This is a genomic window from Luteolibacter sp. Y139, from assembly GCF_038066715.1.
GTDB lineage: Bacteria > Verrucomicrobiota > Verrucomicrobiia > Verrucomicrobiales > Akkermansiaceae > Haloferula > Haloferula soli.
Genome location: NZ_JBBUKT010000004.1, coordinates 103,984 through 126,592, shown reverse-complemented (window position 1 = coordinate 126,592; position 22,609 = coordinate 103,984). Strand labels below are relative to the sequence as shown.

Below are 22,609 nucleotides of genomic sequence, written 5' to 3'. Positions count from 1 at the left end.
ATTGGGTTTTTCACAGCGTAAAATCCCGGGTGAAACTTGTCGAGATGGGAAGATTGGCCGTGCTCATCACTCGGTCTCGACACGGAAGAACGCCTTCGGCTGGTTCTGGAGCGGCGGCGGGAAGGCAAACGTGTGGCTCGTCGTTCCACCCTGCGCCTCGATCCCAGTGCCCACCTGGTAAGGGAATCCCGTGAGGTCCGCCGACCCTGTGATCCGGTAACTGTGCCCCGGCGAGGATTTCCAAGTCAGCGTGCCGGTGTTCCCGCCGAAGGCCATCGACTTCACCGCGAGATCGTTCTCCAGCACCGCCAGCACCCGCGTGCTGAAGCTGGTGTAGGAATTGTAGGTTCCATTGAACCACAGCAAGGCACGGTCATAGCCATGACTCTCCGGTACAATCGGCCTCAGGTTGTCGCTCTCCGAATTGGTGGTGAGCTGCTCCCACGTGAAGCTCTGGCCACCATCGTTGGTGACACCGCGGTAGAGCTCGAAACGCGCGTTCGCGCGAAGCGGCACGTTGCTCACATCGCCAAGGCTGAAGGGATTCGCCGCGTTCGAGGAAATGTAGATCACGTTTGGATGCGAAGGATCAATCGTCATCCCTCCACCATAATCCGACTCCGCCGCATAGATGCCCCGACCTCCTTGCGCGATGAACTTCCTTTCCCACGCCGTCCCGTTCCACCGCGCGAAGTAATAGTAGATCCGCGAGGTCGACCAAGTCGCGTCGGTGCCGGTCTGCACCTGGAACACGCACACCGGATTCCCGTCCTTGCCGTAGTGAACGTCCCAAGTCCACCCGCGTGCACCGGGGATCCAATTGTCCGGCCCCTGACCTACACCCCACGCGGCATTGGAGAATTGATAGATCACCGACCCGCGCTGCCCTCCTTCATGGTCGAGCGGCAGGTTGGCGAGCGAATCGATCAGCGTCCCGTCGGTTTTGTAGAGCGACCCGCCCTTGTAGTACATGTGGTAGACCGAATTATCCACGTCACGCGGATGGCCGTCCGTGTAGATCAGGTCGATCCGGTCGGTGTGGTTCGAGCAGTAGCGCGGGTAAGGCCGCACGTTGTTGTTCCCGACCTCGATCAATTGCTGCGGCGTCTCCCAAGTGACGCCCTGATCCAGCGACTTGGTGACGGTCGGATTGAAATTGATGCAGCGCGAGAAATTGTAGATCGCGTTGTTCTCACCGGTCAGCAGGTAGGCGTTCGAGTAGGTGTGATTGTCCGGCATCGCCACCGTGATTTCCGGCCCCCAATCCGCATTTGTGGAAGGCAGAGCCACCAGCGACGTGCGCTTGTAGAACTGCGAGCCGCCGAGGTGCTTCGAATACATCACCAGCAGCTTCCCATCCGGCAGCTCGGTGATGGAGCAGTTGTTGTGATCGTCCTGCTGCTGTGAAGCCGCGGTGCTGATGATCATGTGGAAGACCTCATGCGCCACCGGATCGTAGCGCGTGATGCCATACTGCCCATTCGCCTTCACATACCCGCTGAAAAGCGAACCCTGATGAAAGATCGCTCGCTCGTCATTGAACCACGTCCAAGCGCCATCCGGAGCGATCTGGAGTCCGTTGCCAGGCAACGGCGGAATGGAGGAGGCATTCAGCGGATTGGAACCCGCATCCACCTCCACCTTGTCGCCATAGGAGTCCCCGTCCGTATCGGCCAGATACGGATCGGTGCCATAGGAAACCTCCTGCGCATTCGTCAGCCCATCGCCATCCTCGTCCAATGCCGGATCCAAGGTCTGCGCAGGCTTGTAACCCACACCATCATACCACGTGCGCGGCACCGCACTGCCATCAGCAAAGTCATCGATGTAGACCTTGAGCGTCCCAGTCGAGTCACTCGTCGCCACACCAAGGTTCGCCTGCATCAAGGTGCGATTTCCTTCCGTCAGCAGCGGCGTGGTCGTAAAGGTCGTGCCCGCCGCCAAGACCCCGGCCGTTGCGGTTCCACCGGCGTTGTTGTCCGCGGCGAAATGAGTTCGCGGCGTGCTCGGCAGGAAGTCGTCCGTTAGATTTCCCGCCGTCCCATTGGTCTGGATGTCGGCAACCTTCGCGGATGCCTTCAGTCGCCAGTTCCCGCCATCGGTCCAGAAGTAGCAGTAGAGCACATACGAACTCGAAGGAGTCAGCCCGGTAAGCGTCGTCACTAACAACGGCGCATTCTCTGGCGCTTCGAAGTTCGCCTCGAAGGCCGAGCCGCCATTGCCCAGCGTCCGCTGCTCCCAGTTGTTGTCAGCACCCGTCACACCCTCGGCCGCCGGCGCGAAGGTCGCCCCGTCCCAGTGCGTCGTGTTCGCCGTCGTGGCATCCACATAACGGACCGCATTCACCGGCGTCGCCACCTCATACGAGAGACCGTCGAACCACGTCCGGTCATTCGGCCCGAGCACCGGCGCGAGGTCATCAAGGAACACCGCGATTTCGCCACTCCCATTCGCGAGCGTCGTGCCCAAATCCGCCGAGAACATCGTCCGGTCTGCCTCCGCAAAAACCGTCGGCGCCACCGCATAGCTCAGCGTGCTCGCTGCGACCGCCCCGATAGCCCCGATCCCCGCGGCCTCCGCTTGGTTCGCATACAAGGTGTTAGATCCCGCCGCGGAACTGAACCCCGCACGAATCCTCCAAGCCGGACTCGCGTCCCAGAAGTGAACCCGCACCCGGTAGGTCCCTCCCGGCGTCAGGCCGGTGAGCTTCATCCGCAGCTCGGGAGCATTCTCGGCGACCTCGCCGCCGGACTCGTAGACGTTCCCACCCGAGCCAAAGACCGTGCGCTGTTCCCAGTTGTTGTCCGCCCCGGTGGTCCCATTGAGGGGCGGCGTGAAGGTGCTGCCATTCGCCAAGGTCGTATTTCCACCCGAACCGGAAGTCGCATCCACATACGTCAAACCAGCCTGAGCCGCCGACAGGCAGGCGAAAAAGGAAACAATAGGTAGCAGGGCGCGGGCGAAAGGCATGGGTTCAGAGATTAACGGGATCGCCCGCTGAAACCCGACAGCCTCCTCCCTTCGGATTTCCACTAAGGACAGCACACCGCCGCTAAGATCTCCCGTTGAGGAAATCGCGAAGCCGCCTAGGATCTCCGCCATTCTCATGAAGCGCCCCTCCTACATCCTCTGGCTCGCCGCCTGCGCCGGCTTGCAGACCCTGCCCGCCCAGGAAGCCAAGCCCGAACCCGCCGGCCACGTCTTCGCCTGGGGCTTCATGGACTGGAAGGACATGTCCACCCGCGGCGGCACCACCAAGGGCTCGGACGCAACCCTCCTCGAAGGCTCCAAGGAAGCATGGAAAAAACTCCAGGAGCCCGGCCTCTCGAAATTCGAGAAAGACCGCCGCGCCATCCTCGCCATGGCTGGCAACTATCGCGTCAGCTTCGACTTCACCGAAACCCTCGGCCTCGCCGAAAACTTCAAGCCCACCCGCCCCTACTTCTCATGGGGCACCGAGAACGTCACCCTGCTCGAAGACCGCGGCGAATTCATCAGTCTCCAGCACTCGCTGGTGATGTATTTCAAGAACGACAAGGGCGAGACCGACGGCCCGCACGTCATGAAGCACTGGCGCCAGGACTGGACCTGGCAGGATCCGGAACTGCAGGTCTATCAAGGCGACCTCACTTGGAAAAAGCTTCCCACTCCGAATCCACAAGGCCGCTGGTCCCAAGCCGTCTTCCAGGTCGATGACTCGCCGCGCTATGAAGTCGCGGGCACTTGGACCCACGACGGCGGCCTCTCCACCTGGCGCAGCGATGACTGCCCCCGCCCCCTTCCGCGCCGCGAGTTCACCATCCGCAAGGACTACAATGTCCTCGAAGGCACCCACGAGATCAGCATCACCCCCACCGGCTGGGTCCACGTCCAAAGCAACCGCAAGATGCAAGTCGACAAGGACGGCACTCGCACCTGCCGCGGCAAGGAACTCGGCGTCGACCGCTACGAGGAAATCACCTCACCCGACCTCGCCACCCCCTTCAACGCCTACTGGGCCAAGACCGGCGACTACTGGAAAGACGTCCGCGACACCTGGGCCACCGTGCTCAAGGAAAAGGACACCTTCTCGATGAAGAACACTTACGACGACAAGCAGCTCTTCGAGATCCACTTCGACCACGCCGACAAACTCGAAAAAGGCGAAGACGCCGGCGACGACCTCCAGCACGCCAAGCAGACCATCGCGAACTTCTTGAATCCATAGTGGCAGGGACTGCTCTCCGAGCAGTCAGGCTGGGGGCGGCAGGTTTCGAGCTAAGATGATCCTAGCTAAATTCGCGGACCGCCATCCGCCGGACGCCTTGGAAAGGCGTCCCTGCCCCGCACAAAAAAAACGCCCGGCCGCAGATGCGGACGGGCGCTTGGGAAACTTGGCGCGAGAAGCGGCTTAGCCAACCTTCGGCTTGGCGACGCGGCGAACCGCACCGAAGCGCTTCTGGAACTTGTCGATACGGCCTTCGGTGTCGACGAAGGTCGACTTGCCCGTGAAGAACGGGTGCGAGTCCGAGGTGATACCGATCGAGATGATGGCGTGTTCCACACCGTCGATGACTTCCTTCTTGTCGGAAGACTTGGTCGAGCGGCTGACGAAACGGGCACCGGTGGTCATGTCAACGAAGACGACCGGGTTGTACTTGGGATGAAGATCCTTTTTCATGGCGTAAGAGGTCCCGAACACGTTTCCGACGCGGCGGGAGGGCGGAGGATGCACGGCAAACCGCCCATGTCAAGCGGCCAGCCGGGGTCCGTCAGCCGAGATTCTGCCACTCGTAGCGGGTATTTTTGGCGAACGCGTGGACGATTTTCCCGTTCGGATCGATGTGGCGGATGGTCATATCGCCCCCCGAGATCGAAATGTGGGTAAAACCAAAGACATCAAAGACTTTCGATCCTTTCCGGGGATGCTTTTCGTCATCATAGAGCCGCGCCCCGCCACCCCCGGACAGCACGAAGGACGTCCGCAGTCCATCCAGCTCCATGTGCTGCAGATCGTGGTCGTGGCCGCAGAAATAGGCATGCACCCCATGTTTTTCGAGCATCGGCCCCAGGATTTCCACCAGCTCCGGGGTGTCGCCATGGTTGGCATCCGAGTAGAGCGGGTGGTGCCCGCAGACGATCGTGAAGGGTGCCCGCTTTGAGGAAAGCTCCCGCTCCAGCCACAACAGTTGGGCCGACTGCTCGTCCGCCTGCATCCAGCAATTCACCCCGTCGTTGTTGTGGACCCGGCGATTGATCGTCTCCCAGTTGGTGTCGATCATCAGCATCGTCACCTGCGGCAGGTCCACGCGGTAGAACTTCGCCGGGAAGGTCCAGCGGGTCTTGCGGTTCAATGACTTGGCATACCCGATCTGAACCAGCTCGCCGCCCCGGTTGTCGTGATAATCGTGGTTGCCCAGGATTGGCCAGCAGGGACCGGGAAAGTCCTCACCGGGATAGACTTGCGAGAATCCGGTCTGCCAGCGCGGCGAGGTCAGGCCACCGGGCATCGCGCTGTAGAAATTGTCGCCGAGGAAGATCAGACCATCCGGCTTTTTCCCGAGGCTGGCAGCATAGCGCGCCATCCCGCGCGCGACCGCCCTCTGCCGCTCATCCCCCGTCCCGAAGTCCCCCAGCGCCAGCAAATCCAGCGTGCCGGCAACCGGCTCAGCCTGCCCGAATGCGCTCAGGTTCAAGTTCATCAGGGCGCTGGAGCAAAACAGCGTCTTCAGGGCTCGGCGGCGGTTCATTGGCAAACTCATGGGCAAAATCGTCAGGAAGCAGGACCTTTCTACGTCTTTCCTACAGGGCAGGTTTACAGGTATCCCGCGCTTTCATCTTGGATTGCCCCGGCGATCCGGCGAGAAAGGCCACGTGCCTGATTTGGTCCGCGTCGAACCCATCGCCCTGCTCCCCACCCCCGCCGGCTGCGCCGTCTTCCTCGGGGACGGCAAGAAATCCATCGTCTTCTACATCGATCTCGCCATCGGCGCCTCGATCAATGCCGCCCTCGCCGGCGAGACCCCGCCGCGACCGCTCACCCACGATCTCTACCTGCTCACGCTGGAAGCCTTCGGCGCCAAGGTCCGCCGCGCCGTCATCGTCGCCATCGAGAAGGAAATCTACTACGCCCGCCTCATCCTCGAGGCCGAAAACGAAATCATGGAGCGCAAGATCGTCGAACTCGACGCCCGCCCCAGCGACTGCATCGCCATCGCCGTTCGGGCAGGAGCGCCCATCTTCGTTCTCCGCGAGCTCTGGGAAACGCTCGAGGACATGACCAGCGTCCTCCAGGACATGCGCGACAAGGGCATGGACCTCGGCGGCGGCGCGTGAGGAAAAAGCCCGCGCCCTGATCAACGGAGTTCCACCCTCTGCAGGTAAAGGATGCGTAGCCCATCGAGCCGGTTCACGAACCACACCGCTTCGACAGTTCCTTGCCTGGGCCCCGACTTGGCGGTGGCGCCCATTTGTTTCAGCCGGAGCACGATGCCGGGCTCGTCGATGGCATAGAGCTGTCCGGTCGTCCGGAAAACCAGGCTCCTTCCCTGCCATTCGAAGGTGCCCGTGATGTTCTTCATCCGCCCCATCAAGGGATAGTGCAGCGGAAACTTTTTCAGCGCCTCGGCGAGCGGCGGCGCCTCCCCGGCAATGCACTCGTCCAAGGGACCGGTAATTTCGTCGCCCAAGGTAACGCGATCAAGCATCTCCCGATCAGCCGGGTAAGCTTTGTAGAACGCCTCGACCTCATCCTTCTTGAGCCGCTTCCACTCCACCTTTTTGATGCCTTCCTTCGCCAGGTCGGCGTACTGGAGGGGAGCATCCAAGGCGAAGGCCGCGGACAAGGTCATGACGAGAGCGATCAACCTCGGGAACATCTTCATGCGAGCAATTCCGGAAGAGTTCCGACCTGCGCCGCCATCGGCACGGTTTTGACCAGTTGGCCGAAGGAATCCATCTCGATGCCGCCGGCACGGAGCAGCGTGTTGTGCAGCGCGTTCAGCGTTCGCTGCCCGTCTTTGCCATCCTCCGGATAGTAGAGATAGCGACCATCGAGCCGCAGGTTGGGCTGATTGCCGACGATGACATGCGGCCATTCCTCCCCATTGCTGTGATGCTTCTCCGCGGCGTCGGAGGTGTAAACGACCACGAGATTGTCCACCTCGCCGAGCGTGCGGGCGATCAGCTTGAAAAGATAGCGCCGGACCCGAGCCGCCTCCTCGTGCGACTCTTGGGGGACCAGGCTGTCCCGGCCCTTCATGTTGGCGTGCCCCAGACCGTGACGTGGCGTGTGCACACCCTCGAGCGACTCCATGTTAATGATGAAATGCTCGAAGCCGACACCGACGGCGATCGTGGCGGAGTCCGTCAGGTTTCCGCTCAGTGCGGCAGAGGCGATCTCGAAATGCGCATCTAACATCTGCACGTGATCCTCCGAGCGATACTTGTCGGTGAGCTTCGGGATGTGATCGAGCTTCAAGCCGCCGATCCTGCTGTTCCTCTTGTCGATCGCTTCGAATGCCTCGCGGTATTTCTGCAATTTCCAATCCGGCTTCGAAGTTCCCAACTCTTGTTGCGAGCGATCGATGTCGCCCTTGAGATACTCAATCAGCGCCCGGTCCCTGGCGATCTCGTCGGGATTGCCAAGCGCGCCAAAGAGCCGGTTATAGGCCGTGACCGGATTGCAGATCGTGGCGATGGGCCGGTCGGCACCTTCGGCGGAAAGATTGAAGACCACGTCCTTGTTGTTGCCATTGATCCCAAGCACCACGTTCTCGAAGATCCGCTCCCGGTTCTGCGCTCCGAGCAGGTAGTCGATGGTGGGACCCGCGATGAGTCGCCCGTCACGTGCATTGTAGGACCCGAGCGTGCCGTGATCATTCGAGTGCCCGCCACCGCACACCCTGCCGGTGATGCCCTGCACGATGCACATCTTGTCCATGTAGTCGCCGATCGGCTCCAGCGCCATGGGCAGGCCCTTGATCTTGTATTCGCGGAAAGTCTCGCGCTTGCCCAGGGGAATGAAGGGCACACCGGACGGGTGAATCTGGCGACCGGGCAAGCCGTTGCTTTCGACCACGAAGAGATACTTGGTCCGTCCGGGCACCACCGGCGTTGTTGCCGCGAGGAGCGAACTCAGCGGGCTGAACATGCCGGCCCCGAGGGCGGCAGCGCTGCTTTGAAGGAAATGGCGGCGGTTCATGAGAAGGAACTCGGGATTCAGTGGCGGAGGCGGAAGTTGTCGGAAAGGAACAGCACCTTCAGTGCGGCCTTCAGCGAACCTTTCGGCTGAAAGGCCTTGTCCATCGCGATGAGTGTGTTCGCATCGTTGAGCGTCTCGTTCCGTCCCATGAAGAAGCGGAAGACATGGCGCAGGAACACCTGCTGCACCCGGCGGGAACTCGCCAGTTCCTCGACGTAGGTGTACGGATTCTCGATCTTGTTACCCATCGCAAGGCCTGTCGTGTCCACTGGACGGCCAAGCTCCTGCGTGCGGAATTTCCCGAAGAAATCGAACTGCTCGAAGGGCAGCCCCAGATCATCCATGTGGCTGTGGCAGGCCCAGCATTTCGAGGCATGCGTGACCTTCGCCATCTTCTCCCGGAGGGTAAGCGCCGGATCATCCGGCAGCGTGGCATCCACCTCGACCGGCGTGTCGGGAATCTGCCCGCCCAGCAGCTTGGTCGTGACCCAGCGCCCGCGTTGGATCGCCTGGTTCTTTTCTTTGTCGGAGAAGGCAATGAGCCACGCGGGGTGCATCAGCATTCCCTTGCGGTCCGGCAAGTCGTAGTCCGCGCGCCACGGCGCGAGATCCTCCGGCTTGAGCCCGTAAACCCCGTGGAAGCCGGCATAGTAGCCATTCTGCCGGTTGCGCTGGCCGAGATTCGTGTGCGCGGTGTTCAGCCCGCCGCGGATCGAATAGCGGTTGGAGGTCAGCAGTTGCCGGAGCACGTTCTCGTCCTCCCGCAGGATGCGGAGACAGAATTGATCCGCGTCCGCCACATGCCAGTCGGGATGATACTCGACTCCATGGGGAACCAGCGTCGGCGCTTGCGTCTCCGGATCCTTGAACACATCCGGCGCCCGGTCGTATTCGAAATATTCGCGCAAGAAGCGCACCAGCCGCCACTGGAACGCCTCGGTCTTCATGCGCTCGTCGAGCACCTCCCCCAGCGGCCGCCTGGCGACGTCTTGATAGAGCGCCGGATCAGCACCTTTCTCATCCAGTGCGAAGCCCAGCGTCCGCGCCAGCTCGTAGTCATCCATCCTGCCCTCCATGCGGAAAACGGAATCGCACTTCAGGATCAAGGCGGTCACCGCCGACCGCTCGTCGAGAGCAGCGAGTTCCTTTCGCTCCTTATCGGTGATCTCGCGATTGAACAGCAGACGATACGTCGTGCCCACCCGATCCACCGGGCCGATCAGCTTCTTCCGTTCCTCACGCTTCGCCTTGTTAGGCAACTTGTCCGCTTCATCCAATTGCTTCTGCTGGGGCGAAAAGCGGAACTGTTCCATGTAGCCGGCGATCTGCTTCGCATAGGCAAGTGCCAGCTCCGTGGTCGTATCCTCGAAGTAGCTCGTCGCATCGTAGTCGCGGAAAGCGTGCGCCGGGGCACGATAGGTGAAGGACGGATCCTCCTTGCTCACACCCTGCCTCTTGGGACGATAAACATCTCTTCCCACCAGCCGGTTTCCAATCTCCGCCATCGCGCTCGCATCCACCCGCCACACGCGTTTCGCCGAAACAGGCTCAAGGTGGTTCGGCGTGAACAACGCGTCGTGATCCACATAGTTGCCAAAGCCCGGCTCCAACTTCCGGTCGTGCCCTGCATCTGCGAGCCACTGTTCCAATTGGGCGGTGAATGCGGCCCGCTCTTCCGGGCTCGGTTGCTTCTTCTTTTGCGGCGGCATCGCCTCCAGCACCGTCTGGTCATAGACATCGAAGAGCTGGCGCAAGTCGTGTTCCCGATGGAACTCCTCGAGGTTCACCTTGCCCTTCTGCGTCTCGGCATCGTGGCAACTGAGACAGTAGCTTTCCAAATACGCCTCGACCTTTGCGACTGGCTCCGCCCGCGCCGCGATTGCTGCCAGCCACAGCACGGCGGGCGGAAACAAGGAACGCATGGAAAAATGACAACGCCGGATCATTGGATAGGGAAAAAAGTCCGCGATCACTTGGAAGGCAGCGCCTTCACCGCCACGCCATACATGAAGGGAAAAGGCATGTCCTTCGATCGGCGCCGAAGCGCACGACCGAGCACGATATCCCCCGCCTCCGCTTCCGCGCGCCACACCGAGAAATTCAAATAGGGCAATCCATCCTCGCCCAACTCAACGCCCGGCTCACCCGTCAGGCCAGGCATCCACGGCCCCACCCGGACGCTCTCGCCGGTGTTCCTGAAACGCTGCTTCAACCACGGCGGCAGCTCTTGCCGCGCATCGATCAGCACGAACACCGCAGCCCTTTCCCGCAACGTCAGCGTAAGGGAATACTCGCGCTCCAGCCGGAACTGATGGTAGGTCCGAACTAAATCGGCCCCTAACAGCCCGGCTGGAAGCGCGTCTCCGGTCCGGGGGGCCCATCGGGGATTCGGCTTGTCGGTGAATGCCAGCGCGCCCGGCCGCATGCCCCCGCGCACGATTCCATAAAACGGGTGCAATTCCTCATCACCAAGGTTGTCGCGCACGGACTCGATCACGCCATCCGCCGGAGTCCGCTCCAAACCCGCCGCATCCACCGCCAGCGCCACCTGCGTCCATCGCCGCAGCCCCGCCAATGCCGTGAACTTCACCGCTTCCCCCTCGCGCAGCGTGGTGAACTCACTTCCCTTTCCACCAGAGCGCACCTTCACCTCTCCGGAAAAAACCGCCACGCGCGACTCACCGCTCGCATCCGCCTCCACGCCGAACCTCGTCCCGAGATCCACCGTCTCGCCCGCGTCCGTCACCACCGTGAAGCCTTTGCCATTCGTCCCCACATCCGCGCTCATCCGCCCGTGCCCGAGCCGCATCCGCATCCCGCTCTCAAAGTTCGCCGCCAGCGGCCCGTTCAAATCCAGCAGCACCCCATTCTCCAAACGCACCCGCAGAAAGCCACTCTCCAACTCGATCTCCCGCAGCGACAGCGTCTCACCCACCGACACCGCCTCTCCGCGACCGTGCAGCCTCGCGGCCCCTTCCACATGCACCACCTGAAGGTCCACGCCGTCCGCCTTCGCCCGCCACCACATCGTCCCACCGATCAGCAACGCCAGGCACGCCGCAAGGGCCAGCCACACCGGCCTCCGCCCGCGACTCCCGGCCTTCTCACTCGCCGCTGACGCCACCGCCCACTGCTCAAGATGTTGCCGCTTCAGCGAACGGCGCAGATCCGCCTGCAGCAGCGCACGGTCCGCCAGATAGCCAACCGCTTCCGGATCACCATCGATCCGTTCCATCAGCCGTGCGGCCTCCTCATCCGGCAGCTCTCCATCCAGATACAGGTCCACCAATTGCCGGTCGGCGTCGTTCATCGCGCCTCCTTCCCGAGTTCGGTCTGAATGCACCCCGCCAGCAGGTTGCGAATCCGGAACAACATCACCCGCACCGCCGCCGCCGTGGAATCCACCGCCGCCGCCACCCGCTCCATGGAGGAACCTTCTTCATAGCGCAGCTCCAGCAACTGCCGCGACTTCTCTGGCAGTTTCGCGATGCACCGCTCCATCGCCGCCTGCCGCGCGCTGCCCTCCGGCTGCCGCTGCACCAGCGCGTCCGCCATTTGATCCAGCAAGGTCTCGGAAAACACCAGCCGGTCCCGGCCCTGCTTCCGGAAATGATCAATCACCCGCGATTTCGCCAGCCACAGCGCCCACCCCACGAAAGGCCGCTTCTCGTCGTATTCTTCGAACCTCCGCGCCACCGTCAGCGCCACCTGCTGCACCACGTCCTCCGCGTCATGAAACGCGCGCACCGCCGCGAACACATACGCCCGCACCGCCGGCTCCGACTCCAGCCAGTGCCGGGTCAGCCGCTCGCGCGCGTCGAGTTCAGAATCGTGGTTCACACCCCTATGCCGCGCGAGGCGGCAGGACGTTAACAGGAAAAATCGATTTGTTCCTCCATCCGGCGGATCGCTCCGGACACTGCAAGCCGGGGGTTGAGTCCGCCAGAGGCATCTGTCAGAAAGACCTCCATGAAACTCATCCGCAAGGCGCTCGAGGTCCGGGACATGCTGGCCGAGCGCAAGCGCCTTCGCGGCCCGGCGGAGCTCCAGTATGCCATCGCCGACCGCATCGGGATGTTGGATGCGGGCACATGGAATTCATTGGCGGAGAGCGCGGGGTTTTTCATGTCGCGCGACTACCTGCTGGCCCTCGAACGCGTGCTGCCCGCCAACATCCAGCCGCGTTACGCCCTCATTTACGACGCCGGACACCGGCCGGTCGCTGCGGTTTGCATGCAGCTCGTCGACATCAGCGTCGGCCAGGTGCGGAAACCAAAGGAGCCTGCGCCGGAAGCGTGTTCATGTGCGGCGCTGGAAAAGCTGGCGGGCAAGGTGAGCCAGCGGGTGCTGATCTGCGGGAACCTGCTGAGCTACGGCCAGCACGGCGTCGCTTTCGTGCCTGATTTCCCGGAGGAAACCATCTGGCATGGAGTGGCCGAGGTCCTCTACCGCGTCCGCACGGCGGACAAGCTGCGCGGCACCACCCACTTCGTCATGATCAAGGACGTCCACGAGCCTTTCCACAAGGGAGTCTCGTCGCTCGCCAACCTGAGCTACCGCTACGTCGAAACGGAGCCCAACATGGTTCTCACCCTTGATGCCGCGTGGAAATCCCATGACGACTACCTCGCCAGCCTTTCGTCGAAATACCGCGCCGGGATCCGCAACAATGTCCTCAAGCCCATCGAACAGGCGGGCTGCAGGGTCGGGCTCCTCCCGGAAATCGATTCCCTCCAAGACCGCGTGCACGAACTCTATCGTGCGGTCCAAAATAATGCGGACTTCCGGCCCTACGAGCTGAGACCGGAGTATTTCCCTGCCTTGCAGCAGGCCTCCGGCGACCGCCTGCGCTGCAGTGGGATCTGGCGGGGAGACGAGCTGCTGGGATTCCTGATCACCCTCGCAGACGGGGAAACCGCGTTCGCCTACCACATCGGATTCGACCGCGAGGCCGCGGCCGGGCTGCCGGTCTACCTGCGGCTGCTGCATGCCGGCATCGCCGATGCCATCGCACTGGGGTGCAGGCGGATTTCCTTTGGCCGCACGGCGCTGGAGCCGAAGGCCGCGCTCGGCGCGAAGCCGGAACCCTTCGGCGTCATGCTTCGCCACCGGCAACCGGTGCTTAACAAGTTGATCAAGAGGCTGCTGCTCTGCGTGGAGCACGACGAGGCGCCGGAGCGGAATCCCTTCAAGAGCGCGGCGAAGGCCGGTTGACGCCAAGCGTCAAAGGCTTGGCCCTCGTTCCGTGGGGACTTTTCCTGCCACCCCGCGCATTTTCCCCGGTCCGGTGCCGGAGACGCCACTGATTTTCATGCCAGAAATCCCCCCTTGCGCGGTCCGGCACCAATCCTAGTTTCTGGCCCTATGCCTCCTTGCGCCAACCTCCCCGCCTACCTGTCCGAGGAAATCCTCCTCCATCCGGAGAATCGAGATTTCCCGCCCTTCGACCTCGTCCGCCTGCTCGGCACCGTCTTCAAGCCGACCCAGGGCTGTCGCGTCTGTATCCTGACCGACTTCGACGAACCCGCCGGCCTCATCAAGGACTTCAACTTCCTCCAACAGCCCGGCTTCCCGGTGCAGAAGAAGGCCCACGAAGCCTTCTACCAGGGCCTGAAAAACGGCGCGATGAAGTCCCTCGGCATGTCCGGCGGCGAAATGTTCGCCTACAAGACCACCCACGGCTCAAACCTCGATCTCGAGGACGAGGTCTGGGACACCAACGGCAAGCAACTCTCCCTGGATGCGGACATCTATCAGAAGTACGACCTCATCCTCTGCATCTCCACCTTCTCCGCCACCGCGCCTCTAACGGCGAAGGCGAAGGAGTTCGGCTTCCGCGGCGCCACGCTGCACGGCCTCAATGACATCATCCTCGGCTCCGGCCTCGCGGTCGACTATGAGGACGTCTCGAAGGACGCCGAAAAGCTGCGCCTCGCCCTGACCAAGGCCGACGACATCGAGATCGATTTCGCCCTCGAAGACGGCCGCGTCCTCACCGCCTGGCTCGGCCTCGGCGGCCAGGAAGCGCAGAAGTCCCATGGCCTCTGCCAAGGCGAGAAGCCGGACATCGCGAACCTGCCAGCCGGCGAAGTCTACTTTGTGCCGAAGGACGCCCGCGGTCACTTCCCGATGAAGTACGAGGACGGCACCCTCGGTGTGCTGACGGTGGAAAACCGCAACATCATCAAGTCCGAGCTGATCTCCGGCAATCAGGCCACCATCGACGCCCACAATGCCCGTCTTGCCGACGACCCGATGACCGGCACGCTCGGCGAACTCGGCTTCGGCACCCAGGTGCTGCCGGTTTCCGGCGCGGACATTCAGGACGAGAAGGTGCTCGGCACCTGCCACCTCGCCACCGGCCGCGATGACCATCTCGGCGGCGACATCGTCCCGGACATGTTCAAGAAGCACGAGAACTCGACCCACGACGACATCCTCTTCGCGCCGCACAAGACCCCGAACTTCAACATCAAGCAGGTCCGCATGAAGCGCGGCAACCAGCGCGAAGTCCTCATCGAGAACTTCCGCCCCGCCCGCTACCTGATGGACGCCCTGGCGGGAAACGGCGGGTGCTGAATTGACCTGAATTTACGTGCCGTTGACGGACAGCGGCACGATTCCGGGATAGGAGGTTTTCGAGATGAAAACCTCCTTTCTTTATGTCCTCACGGCCGGCCTTGCCTTCGCCGCCGAACCACCGAACCCGAAAATCGACTTTGATCGCTTCAGGGCCATTTCCCTGGAAGTCGCGAAGCTACGAGAAACCCGCCGGATCTCCGAGGATGACTTCCTGCGCCTCGCCGCAGAGCCAGGAACCGTTGTTCTCGATGCCCGCAGCCGTGAGAAATACGATCAGCTTCACATCAAGGGAGCCGTCCACCTGAATCTCTCTGACTTCAGCGAGGTCGCGCTGAAGGAAGTGATCCCGGCGAAGGACACCCGCGTGCTGATCTATTGCAATAACAACTTCGAGGGTGAGGAGCGCTTCTTCGTGAGTAAGGCAGCCCCCGCCGCTCTGAACATCCCGACTTTCATTTCGCTACACAGCTACGGTTACACAAACGTCCACGAACTCGGGCCGTTGCTGGACATCAAGACGACAAAGATTCCCTTCGCCGGAAAATCGGTTAAATAAATTCGTTAGCAACATGCCCGATACCACCATCCTCGTGATCGAAGACGACGCCGCCATCCGCCGCGGCGTGGTCGATGCACTGGAGTACGGCGGCTATCGTACCTTGGAAGCCGGCGAAGGCCACGGCGGTCTCGATCTCGCACTCCGCGCAAACTACCGCCTCCTCCTGCTGGACCTCGTACTCCCCGGCCGCGACGGCTTCTCCATCCTCTCCGAGCTGAAGAAAAAGCGCCCCGGCCAAGCCGTCATCATCCTCTCCGCCCGCGGCGAGGAAAACGACCGCGTCCGCGGCCTCGGCCTCGGCGCGGACGACTACGTCATGAAGCCCTTCAGCGTCCGCGAACTATTGGCCCGCGTCGAAGCCGTGCTCCGCCGCACCTGCGAACGCCCCGCGCCCTCCGAAGAACGCGAACTTCCCGGCGGCAAGGTCGACCTCACCTCCGGCAAGATCGCCTTCCACGATGGCGATGGCGTCGAGCTCTCCGAACGCGAGGCCGGCCTCCTGCGCTACCTGTTAGACGCCGCTGGCCGGGTCGTCTCGCGCGATGAAATCCTCCGCCACGTCTGGGGCCTCGATCCCGAGCGCACCGAGACCCGCACGCTGGACATGCACATCATGCACCTGCGGACCAAGCTGCGCGACCGCGACCAACAAATCCTCGTGACCGTCCGCGGCAAGGGATGGAGATTCCACGGGATTCCCGTATCATGAAGCGTTCCTCAGGCCTGCTGATTTGCGACCTGCTCGGAAAAATTTCACAGGAGTGCCGTGACATGAAGCGTTCCCGCAGCCTGCTCGTCTGGGCCCTCCTCGGCCTCTGCGCCGCCACGGTGCTGGGGGCCATGACCGCCCTGACCCGCAGCGTGCTCGATGCCGGAAAAACCCGCGCCGAAGCCGAAGCCAAAGCTGACCTGGAAGAACGCACCCGCCTCGCCCTGTGGCGTCTCGACTCCGAAGGCGCTTCCGTGCTGCTCGCCGAAAACCGCGCCGCCCCCGGCGACTATCAATCGGGTGCCGTCGTCGCGAACCGCGACCCGGCGATCTACCTCCACTTCAGCGGTTCTAACAACGACCCCCTGTCCTCGCCGGAACTCCACCCACCCGCCGAACCGGGAGCGCGGGAGAAATTCGAGCGCTTGAAATTCCTGCTGCGGGTGCACCCGCTGCCACTCGAAAATGGTGAAGTCCTCACCTGCGCGCTCGCAGAAGGCGAAGCCTCATGGAACGCCATTCCCAAAGAGGCGCTTTCCCAGAAAAACTTCAATACCAACATTCTCCAGAGCAAGGGGGGCGTCGAAGCCCGCAAGGAGCAGGTCTATTTGGAGAATGCCAACGGAACGGAGCGTGCCCAACGGGCGAAGGTCGTCGATCAGGCGTTGGAGAATACCAAACAGTCCGGCCAGGCTAGAATCCAGCAGCAAGAGACGCCACAACCCGCGCCGCAGGAATTACAGCAAGTAGTTCCACTGAATGAGATCACCATCCCGATTACTCCCGCCCGCGCCGAAATCGTCGACATCGGCCAGATGCGCGCGGTTTGGATCGGCGGTGAATTGTTCCTGCTGCGCCAGATCCGCCAGACCTTGCCCGGCCTGCCTTCCCAAATCCGTGTCGTCCAGGGAGCATGGGTCGATGCCGCGGTTCTGCGCACTCGATTGTTAGACGAAGTGCGGGATCTCTTGCCGGCCGGAAATCTCGTCCCGGTGGCCGGCGCAGACAGCATGGCCGCCGCGTCTGCGGAAGACCCGCTCGCCTTGGTCTCGTTTCCCTTTCGCTTGGAGCGCAATGAATCGCCACCCCCGCTAACAGTCGGAATCGGACGCCCTCTGGCCGTCGCGTGGGCCGCGGTGATCATGGCACTCGCAGCCTCGGCCGTGCTGGTCGGCGGCATCCTGCGGCTGAGTGAGCGCCGCGCCTCCTTCGTTTCCGCGGTCACCCACGAGCTGCGCACACCGCTGACCACCTTCCAGCTCTACTCCGACATGCTGCACAGCGGTGCCGTGAAGGAAGAGAAGCGCGGCGACTACTTCCGCACCCTCCAGCGCGAAGCCAGCCGACTTTCCCACCTCGTGGAAAACGTCCTCGCCTTCTCACGCATCGAACGCGGCAGCGCTCGCGCGACTCCGCGTGAGGTCGCAGTGGGCCGCCTGGTAGAGCCAATGCTCCAGCGCTTCGGCGAGCGTTTGTTAGACGCCGGGCTCTCGCTCCAGGCCGATCTCTCCGCCCCCGCATGGCAAGCCATCGTGAAGGCGGATGTCGCCGCGACCGAGCACGTGCTGTTCAACCTCATCGACAACGCCGCCAAGTACGCCGCCGGCTCCTCGCCGCCGGAAGTACATCTCGAAGCCGCCATCACCGGCCGCTACCTCGAACTGCGGGTGCGCGACCACGGCACCGGCATTTCCGCGAACGAGCGTCGCCGCGTCTTCCGCGCCTTCCACAAGTCCGCAGCCGCAGCCGCCGAAAGCCGCCCCGGCGTCGGCCTCGGGCTTTCCCTCTCCCGCCGCCTCGCCCGCGCCAATGGCGGCGACTTGCAGTTGGCGGACACGGAAGGCGGCGCCTGCTTCATCCTGACGCTCCCACTGGCGGTAAAATGACCCTCAAGATTTTCGCTCGCTAAATTCACTATCGTGGACGACTGGGTGGGAATTATTCATGGATGAGGCCCCCAAGTTCACCCGCCACGTTTGGAAACAGCTCTGGCGGCTAATCCGACCCTATTTCTTCGGCAAAACCTGGGGACGCGCATGGGCCCAGCTCGGCACCCTGATCACCCTCTCCATCGCGGTGACCTGGGTGTCGATCTTCTCGCTGCGGGTCATGCGCGACGTCATGACCGCGCTGGAGAAGCAGGACACGGACGCCTTCCACCGCGCCATCTGGTTCTACATCGGCACCTTCGCCGCGAGCATTCCGTTAGCCGCATTCTATCGATACGTCGAGGAACGCCTCGCCCTGAACTGGCGGGACTTCCTCGCCCGCACCTTCATGATCCGGTACTTCTCCAACCGGGCCTACTATCGCCTTCAGGGAAACGAGGAGATCGACAACCCCGACCAACGTATCTCGGAAGACGCCAAGAACTTCACCGTCACCTCGCTGTCGTTCTCGCTGTTAGTCATTAATTCCGTGATCCAGATCCTCGGCTTCGCCCGTGAGCTGTGGATGATCTCCGGCACGCTGGTCGCCGTCCTGATCAGCTATGCCGTCATCGGCACTGTGGTTGCCTTTCTCATCGGCCGCCGCTTGATCGGATTGAATTACCTCCAGTACGAGCGCGAGGCGAACCTGCGCTACGGACTGGTTCGCGTGCGCGACAACGCGGAATCGATCGCATTCTTCCGCGGAGAGCGGAAGGAACTCCGCGACCTGCGCAAGCGCCTCGGCGGCGTGGTGGGAAACATGATGGTGCTCATCAAGTGGAACCGGAATCTCGCCTTCTTCTCCACCGGCTACAACTCGCTCGCCATGATCCTGCCGCTGATGATCGTCGCACCCCTCTTCCTCCAGGGAAAGGTCGAGTTCGGCACCATCACCCAGGCCATGGGCGCCTTCGCCGCCTTCCTCGCCGCGGTCTCGCTCTTCATCACCCAGTTCGAACGCCTCAGCGCCTTCGCCGCCGGAGTCACCCGCTTGGGATCACTGTGGGAGTTCCTCGATGAACGCGACGCGGAAGACAACCTGGAAGTCGATACCGAAGAACAGATCGAAATCAGCGAGGAAGAAAAGACGGTCGCCTTGGAAAACCTCACCGTGGCTACGCCCGGCGGCGAGCGGACCTTGCTGCGCGACGTGAGCTTCCGCCTCCCACCCGGAAAGAGCCTCCTCATCATGGGCGAAAGCGGCTCGGGCAAGAGTTCGCTCCTGCGCACCATCGCCGGCCTCTGGAATTCGGGCGATGGCAAGATCGGCCGCCCTCCCTATCGCAACATGATGTTCCTCCCCCAGCGTCCCTATATGGTGCCGGGCAGCTTGCGGACACAGCTCGACTATCCCGAGGCGCGGCGCGACACCGATCCCACCGCCCTACAAGAGGTGCTCGAAACCGTGAACCTCCCCGATCTCGCCGACCGCGTGGAAGGCGATTTCGACCGCGAGGCCGATTGGGCGAACATGCTCTCACTGGGCGAGCAGCAGCGGCTTTCGTTCGCCCGCCTGCTCATGAAGAAACCTGCGGTTGCCTTCCTCGACGAATCCACCAGCGCGCTCGACGAGCCGAATGAGGAACACCTCTACGAATACTTGAAGGAGCACCGCTACACCTACGTCAGCGTCGGCCATCGCTCCACCTTGCTGAAATACCACGACTGGCTGATGCGGATCGGCAAGGACGGTTCGTGGGAGGTCATCGAGACCGCCAACCTGGAAGACGCCCCCTCGTGATTCCTTGTTTCGTGGCGGCTGCCATTCGCGTATAGGACCGGATCATGAAAGCCGTCCTCGCCTTCGCCTGTCTGCTAGGCGCCGCGTCCGCCCAATCCGTGCTGCTGCCGGACTCGATGAAGGAAGAGGTCGCCCAAGTGGCCAAGGAGAACCCCTCGCTCAAGCTCGAGTTCTATTCAAACTCCCGCGACGCGAGGGAAAAGATCGCCACCGCGGAAGGCTACATCGGCTCACCGGATGAAGGCCTGCTGGAAGCCGGTGCCAAGCTGCGCTGGGTCCACGTCCACGGCGCGGGCGTCGAACGCTATGCCAGCTTCGCGAAGATCAAGGACGGCTCGGTCACCCTCACGAATTTCAAGATCCAGCAGGGCCCGGAAATCGCCGATCACGCCTTCGCCCTGCTGCTGTCCCTCACCCGCAACATGGCCGCTTTCCATCGCGCCCAGGAAAAAGGCGCGTGGGGTCAGAACGACGCGAGGCTCCCGATGATCGAACTCCGTGGCCGCACCCTGATGGTCATCGGCTACGGCGGCATCGGCACTCAGGTCGCCGAGCGCGCGAAGGCCTTCGGCATGAAAGTCATCGCCATCGATCCCAAGGACCTGCCGATTTCCCAGACCCTCGATAAAACCGGCAAGCCCGATGAGCTGAACGAACTCCTCCCCGAAGCCGACGTCGTCGTGAGCTGCGTTCCTCTCACGCCTCAAACCGAAAAGATGCTCAGCACCGCCCAATTCGCCGCGATGAAGAAAGGTTCCTACGTCATCAACGTCTCTCGCGGCAAAGTCGTCGATACGGACGCCCTCGTGAAGGCCCTCCAGGAAAAGAAGCTCGGCGGAGCCGGCCTCGACGTCACCGATCCCGAGCCCCTGCCGCAGGACCATCCGCTGTGGAAAATGCAAAACGTCGTCATCACGCCCCACCTGGCGTGGGCCTCCGACCAGCGGGACGACCGGCAGGATGACCTCATTCTAACAAATCTCTCCCGCTTCGCCCACGGCGTGACCCTGAAGAACCGCGTGGACCCGGCCAAGGGTTACTGAACGCGGTTCAGTCGGCGAATGCATTCCCGTCCTGCCAGCGCTTGCCGCGTTTGGCACGGCGCGGCTGAACCGGTTCGACCCGCGCGGGCACCAATTGCCCGGACCCATACGAAAGCTCCGGCGGCACCTCACCGACAGTTGCCTGGACGAATGTCAGCCCCGGAGGCGGCAGGCTGCCAGCCGTCCCCGGGATGGAGACGATCCGTGGCCGGCTTTTCCAGACGCTGGGAAGCTGTCCCGTTTCCTCCACGAAAGCCTTGGTGAAATGGCTCACGCTGCCGTAACCCACTGCCTTCGCGACATCTCCTACCTTCTTGGTCCCGCTGGAGAGCAGCTTGGTCGCGTGATGAATCCGGATTTCCCGCTGCTTGAGCCGGATCGTCGTGCCGGAACGCTCGCTATAGAGACGGCAGAGGAGAAAACGGGTGATACCGATTTCCTTCGCCAGTCCCGGTAGGTCGATCGGCTCCCGGAAATTTTTCTTCAGCCACCGGTCGACGGTGGCGGTCAGGTGGGCGTGTTGGTCTTTCGAGAGGCGAGGCATCGCTAAACGGAATCGGCGGAACGCAGGGATTGTAACCCAGAGGCTCAACAACAAGCAAGTCGCGGGCCACCAAAAAGTGCAATCCAGCGCTACCCCTGTCGTTATAAAAAAATTGCAAACCCAAGGCCGCTGCGGTTCCTTCCCGTCCATGTGGAACACTCGCTCCCTCCTGCGATTCCTGGGCTCGGTCGCCATCGGCTCCTTCTTGCTGGCCGGTTGTAACAAGAAGACTGCCCAAGCGGAAAAGACCTCGGACGGCCTCACCAAGATCAAGGTCGGCTACATCGGTCTGACCTGCGAGGCACCACTCTACGTCGCTTACGAGAAGGGCTACTTCAAGGAGCAGGGCATCGATGCGGAACTCGTGAAATGCGAGTGGGGCGTGTTCAAGGATCTCGTCGGCATGGGAACCATCCACGTGGTCCAGCAGCCGATCATGGCCTTCCTCAAGCCAATCGAGGAAGGGCTGGATGTGAAACTCACCGCTGGCATTCACCGCGGCTGCCTCCGCGTCCAAGTGCCGCTGGGTAGCAGCATGAAGACCGTTCAGGACCTCAAGGGCAAACGCATCGGCGTCCCCGGCATGGGCACCCCGCCCTTCATCTTCGCCAACCGCGTCCTCGGCGACAATGGCCTCGATCCCCGCAATGACGTCCAGTGGAAGGTCTTCCCCTCGGCTGAGCTCGGACTGGCGCTCGAAAAGGGTGAAATCGATGCTCTCGCCTGCTCCGAGCCGATCGGCCTGCTCCTGCTCTCCGAGAAGAAGGTCCAGAACATCGTCGATCAGACCACCGACGAGCCCTACGCCTCGGAATATTGCTGCGACGTGATCGTGAACGGCAAATTCGCCGACACCAATCCCGAAGCCACCGCGGCGCTGACCAAGGCCATCATGAAGGGCGCCAAGTGGGTCGAGACCAATCCCCGCGCAGCCGCCATCATGTCGGTCGAGAAGAAGTACATCGCCTCCAATCCCGAGCTGAATGCCGACGCGATCAGCCGCCTCCGCTACGTGCCGAGCATCGAAGGCGGCAAGGTCGCCATCCGCCGCGCCGCGGAAGGCATGAAGCGTGCTGGCATCCTCAAGCCGGACATGGACATCGATAGCTCCATCAAGAAAATCTACCGCGAGTATCCAGGCGTGAACGACGAATGGATCAAGAGCCTCGTCGTCGAAGAAGTCGCCATGGGCCAGGTCCAGCCGAACCAAGGGCAACTCGTCCAACAGGAACTGATGACCATCGGCAGCCCGACCGAGATCAGGACCTGCTGCAACCCGGCCAGCAAGGCCATGGCAGCCAAGACCACCACCCCGTAA

Annotated in this window: 19 protein-coding genes; 10 read left to right on the top strand and 9 right to left on the bottom strand. The window is 62.3% G+C overall.

The window, feature by feature from the left end:
• Positions 1 to 66: 66 nt before the first annotated feature.
• On the bottom strand, positions 67 to 2,970 hold the full coding sequence (locus WKV53_RS11680) for a BNR-4 repeat-containing protein (protein ID WP_341404771.1): 2,904 nt from the start codon (positions 2,968 to 2,970) through the stop codon (positions 67 to 69).
• A 136-nt stretch (positions 2,971 to 3,106) separates the two neighbouring features.
• Between WKV53_RS11680 and WKV53_RS11675 the strand changes: the two genes are divergently transcribed.
• On the top strand, positions 3,107 to 4,207 hold the full coding sequence (locus WKV53_RS11675) for a DUF6607 family protein (protein ID WP_341404770.1): 1,101 nt from the start codon (positions 3,107 to 3,109) through the stop codon (positions 4,205 to 4,207).
• A gap of 183 nt (positions 4,208 to 4,390) precedes the next feature.
• On the opposite strand, the gene WKV53_RS11670 is transcribed toward WKV53_RS11675, so the two are convergent.
• Both WKV53_RS11670 and WKV53_RS11665 read right to left on the bottom strand, forming a co-directional pair.
• Complete coding sequence (locus WKV53_RS11670) at positions 4,391 to 4,660, bottom strand: type B 50S ribosomal protein L31 (protein WP_341404769.1); 270 nt, start codon at positions 4,658 to 4,660, stop codon at positions 4,391 to 4,393.
• A gap of 91 nt (positions 4,661 to 4,751) precedes the next feature.
• Positions 4,752 to 5,729, bottom strand: a complete 978-nt coding sequence (locus tag WKV53_RS11665; RefSeq protein ID WP_341404768.1) for a metallophosphoesterase — start codon at positions 5,727 to 5,729, stop codon at positions 4,752 to 4,754.
• Positions 5,730 to 5,853: 124 nt separating this feature from the next.
• On the opposite strand from WKV53_RS11665, the gene WKV53_RS11660 reads away from it, so the two are divergent.
• Entirely contained in the window at positions 5,854 to 6,315 is a 462-nt protein-coding gene (locus WKV53_RS11660; protein ID WP_341404767.1) for a bifunctional nuclease family protein, read from the top strand.
• A gap of 20 nt (positions 6,316 to 6,335) precedes the next feature.
• Here the strand turns inward: WKV53_RS11660 and WKV53_RS11655 are convergent, their stop codons facing one another.
• From WKV53_RS11655 to WKV53_RS11635, 5 genes are read right to left on the bottom strand one after another with little or no spacing between them, the layout of a single operon-like run.
• Entirely contained in the window at positions 6,336 to 6,830 is a 495-nt protein-coding gene (locus tag WKV53_RS11655) for a hypothetical protein (protein WP_341404766.1), read from the bottom strand.
• A 29-nt stretch (positions 6,831 to 6,859) separates the two neighbouring features.
• On the bottom strand, positions 6,860 to 8,182 hold the full coding sequence (locus WKV53_RS11650) for a DUF1552 domain-containing protein (RefSeq protein ID WP_341404765.1): 1,323 nt from the start codon (positions 8,180 to 8,182) through the stop codon (positions 6,860 to 6,862).
• A 17-nt stretch (positions 8,183 to 8,199) separates the two neighbouring features.
• Positions 8,200 to 10,104 (bottom strand): DUF1588 domain-containing protein, encoded by a 1,905-nt coding sequence (locus tag WKV53_RS11645; protein WP_341404764.1) that lies wholly within the window; start codon positions 10,102 to 10,104, stop codon positions 8,200 to 8,202.
• A gap of 47 nt (positions 10,105 to 10,151) precedes the next feature.
• A complete protein-coding gene (locus tag WKV53_RS11640; RefSeq protein WP_341404763.1) occupies positions 10,152 to 11,492 on the bottom strand; it encodes a FecR domain-containing protein in 1,341 nt (446 codons plus the stop codon).
• Positions 11,489 to 12,022, bottom strand: a complete 534-nt coding sequence (locus WKV53_RS11635) for a sigma-70 family RNA polymerase sigma factor (protein ID WP_341404762.1) — start codon at positions 12,020 to 12,022, stop codon at positions 11,489 to 11,491. Before WKV53_RS11635 ends, WKV53_RS11640 begins: the two co-directional genes overlap by 4 nt.
• Positions 12,023 to 12,151: 129 nt before the next feature.
• Between WKV53_RS11635 and WKV53_RS11630 the strand changes: the two genes are divergently transcribed.
• The 7 genes from WKV53_RS11630 to WKV53_RS11600 all read left to right on the top strand — a co-directional run bounded on the left by WKV53_RS11630 (position 12,152) and on the right by WKV53_RS11600 (position 20,747).
• Positions 12,152 to 13,396: a GNAT family N-acetyltransferase gene (locus WKV53_RS11630; RefSeq protein ID WP_341404761.1), complete on the top strand. Its 1,245-nt coding sequence runs from the start codon at positions 12,152 to 12,154 to the stop codon at positions 13,394 to 13,396.
• 150 nt (positions 13,397 to 13,546) lie between these two features.
• Positions 13,547 to 14,761 carry a M29 family metallopeptidase gene (locus WKV53_RS11625; protein ID WP_341404760.1) on the top strand — a complete coding sequence of 405 codons (1,215 nt, stop codon included), beginning with the start codon at positions 13,547 to 13,549 and terminating at the stop codon, positions 14,759 to 14,761.
• A 64-nt stretch (positions 14,762 to 14,825) separates the two neighbouring features.
• Complete coding sequence (locus tag WKV53_RS11620) at positions 14,826 to 15,320, top strand: rhodanese-like domain-containing protein (protein ID WP_341404759.1); 495 nt, start codon at positions 14,826 to 14,828, stop codon at positions 15,318 to 15,320.
• Positions 15,321 to 15,333: 13 nt separating this feature from the next.
• The gene (locus tag WKV53_RS11615; RefSeq protein ID WP_341404758.1) at positions 15,334 to 16,032 is read left to right on the top strand and encodes a response regulator transcription factor; all 699 of its coding nucleotides are present in this window, start codon (positions 15,334 to 15,336) and stop codon (positions 16,030 to 16,032) included.
• A complete protein-coding gene (locus tag WKV53_RS11610) occupies positions 16,029 to 17,918 on the top strand; it encodes a sensor histidine kinase (protein ID WP_341404757.1) in 1,890 nt (629 codons plus the stop codon). Before WKV53_RS11615 ends, WKV53_RS11610 begins: the two co-directional genes overlap by 4 nt.
• 58 nt (positions 17,919 to 17,976) lie before the next feature.
• A complete protein-coding gene (locus WKV53_RS11605; RefSeq protein WP_341404756.1) occupies positions 17,977 to 19,704 on the top strand; it encodes an ABC transporter ATP-binding protein/permease in 1,728 nt (575 codons plus the stop codon).
• A gap of 44 nt (positions 19,705 to 19,748) precedes the next feature.
• A complete protein-coding gene (locus tag WKV53_RS11600) occupies positions 19,749 to 20,747 on the top strand; it encodes a D-2-hydroxyacid dehydrogenase (RefSeq protein ID WP_341404755.1) in 999 nt (332 codons plus the stop codon).
• 7 nt (positions 20,748 to 20,754) lie between these two features.
• Here WKV53_RS11600 and WKV53_RS11595 read toward each other — a convergent pair whose 3' ends face one another.
• Positions 20,755 to 21,291 carry a helix-turn-helix transcriptional regulator gene (locus tag WKV53_RS11595; RefSeq protein ID WP_341404754.1) on the bottom strand — a complete coding sequence of 179 codons (537 nt, stop codon included), beginning with the start codon at positions 21,289 to 21,291 and terminating at the stop codon, positions 20,755 to 20,757.
• Positions 21,292 to 21,439: 148 nt separating this feature from the next.
• Between WKV53_RS11595 and WKV53_RS11590 the strand changes: the two genes are divergently transcribed.
• Complete coding sequence (locus tag WKV53_RS11590) at positions 21,440 to 22,609, top strand: ABC transporter substrate-binding protein (protein ID WP_341404753.1); 1,170 nt, start codon at positions 21,440 to 21,442, stop codon at positions 22,607 to 22,609.

Bases quoted from the DNA above. Each gene is read 5' to 3' on its own strand.
- WKV53_RS11625 (WP_341404760.1), top strand. From the start codon at position 13,547: ATGCCTCCTTGCGCCAACCTCCCCGCCTACCTGTCCGAGGAAATCCTC.
- WKV53_RS11640 (WP_341404763.1), bottom strand. From the start codon at position 11,492: ATGAACGACGCCGACCGGCAATTGGTGGACCTGTATCTGGATGGAGAG.
- WKV53_RS11665 (WP_341404768.1), bottom strand. From the start codon at position 5,729: ATGAACCGCCGCCGAGCCCTGAAGACGCTGTTTTGCTCCAGCGCCCTG.
- WKV53_RS11615 (WP_341404758.1), top strand. From the start codon at position 15,334: ATGCCCGATACCACCATCCTCGTGATCGAAGACGACGCCGCCATCCGC.
- WKV53_RS11645 (WP_341404764.1), bottom strand. From the start codon at position 10,104: ATGCGTTCCTTGTTTCCGCCCGCCGTGCTGTGGCTGGCAGCAATCGCG.
- WKV53_RS11650 (WP_341404765.1), bottom strand. From the start codon at position 8,182: ATGAACCGCCGCCATTTCCTTCAAAGCAGCGCTGCCGCCCTCGGGGCC.
- WKV53_RS11675 (WP_341404770.1), top strand. From the start codon at position 3,107: ATGAAGCGCCCCTCCTACATCCTCTGGCTCGCCGCCTGCGCCGGCTTG.
- WKV53_RS11595 (WP_341404754.1), bottom strand. From the start codon at position 21,291: ATGCCTCGCCTCTCGAAAGACCAACACGCCCACCTGACCGCCACCGTC.
- WKV53_RS11600 (WP_341404755.1), top strand. From the start codon at position 19,749: ATGAAAGCCGTCCTCGCCTTCGCCTGTCTGCTAGGCGCCGCGTCCGCC.
- WKV53_RS11630 (WP_341404761.1), top strand. From the start codon at position 12,152: ATGAAACTCATCCGCAAGGCGCTCGAGGTCCGGGACATGCTGGCCGAG.
- WKV53_RS11605 (WP_341404756.1), top strand. From the start codon at position 17,977: ATGGATGAGGCCCCCAAGTTCACCCGCCACGTTTGGAAACAGCTCTGG.
- WKV53_RS11655 (WP_341404766.1), bottom strand. From the start codon at position 6,830: ATGACCTTGTCCGCGGCCTTCGCCTTGGATGCTCCCCTCCAGTACGCC.
- WKV53_RS11620 (WP_341404759.1), top strand. From the start codon at position 14,826: ATGAAAACCTCCTTTCTTTATGTCCTCACGGCCGGCCTTGCCTTCGCC.
- WKV53_RS11590 (WP_341404753.1), top strand. From the start codon at position 21,440: ATGTGGAACACTCGCTCCCTCCTGCGATTCCTGGGCTCGGTCGCCATC.
- WKV53_RS11680 (WP_341404771.1), bottom strand. From the start codon at position 2,970: ATGCCTTTCGCCCGCGCCCTGCTACCTATTGTTTCCTTTTTCGCCTGC.
- WKV53_RS11670 (WP_341404769.1), bottom strand. From the start codon at position 4,660: ATGAAAAAGGATCTTCATCCCAAGTACAACCCGGTCGTCTTCGTTGAC.
- WKV53_RS11610 (WP_341404757.1), top strand. From the start codon at position 16,029: ATGAAGCGTTCCTCAGGCCTGCTGATTTGCGACCTGCTCGGAAAAATT.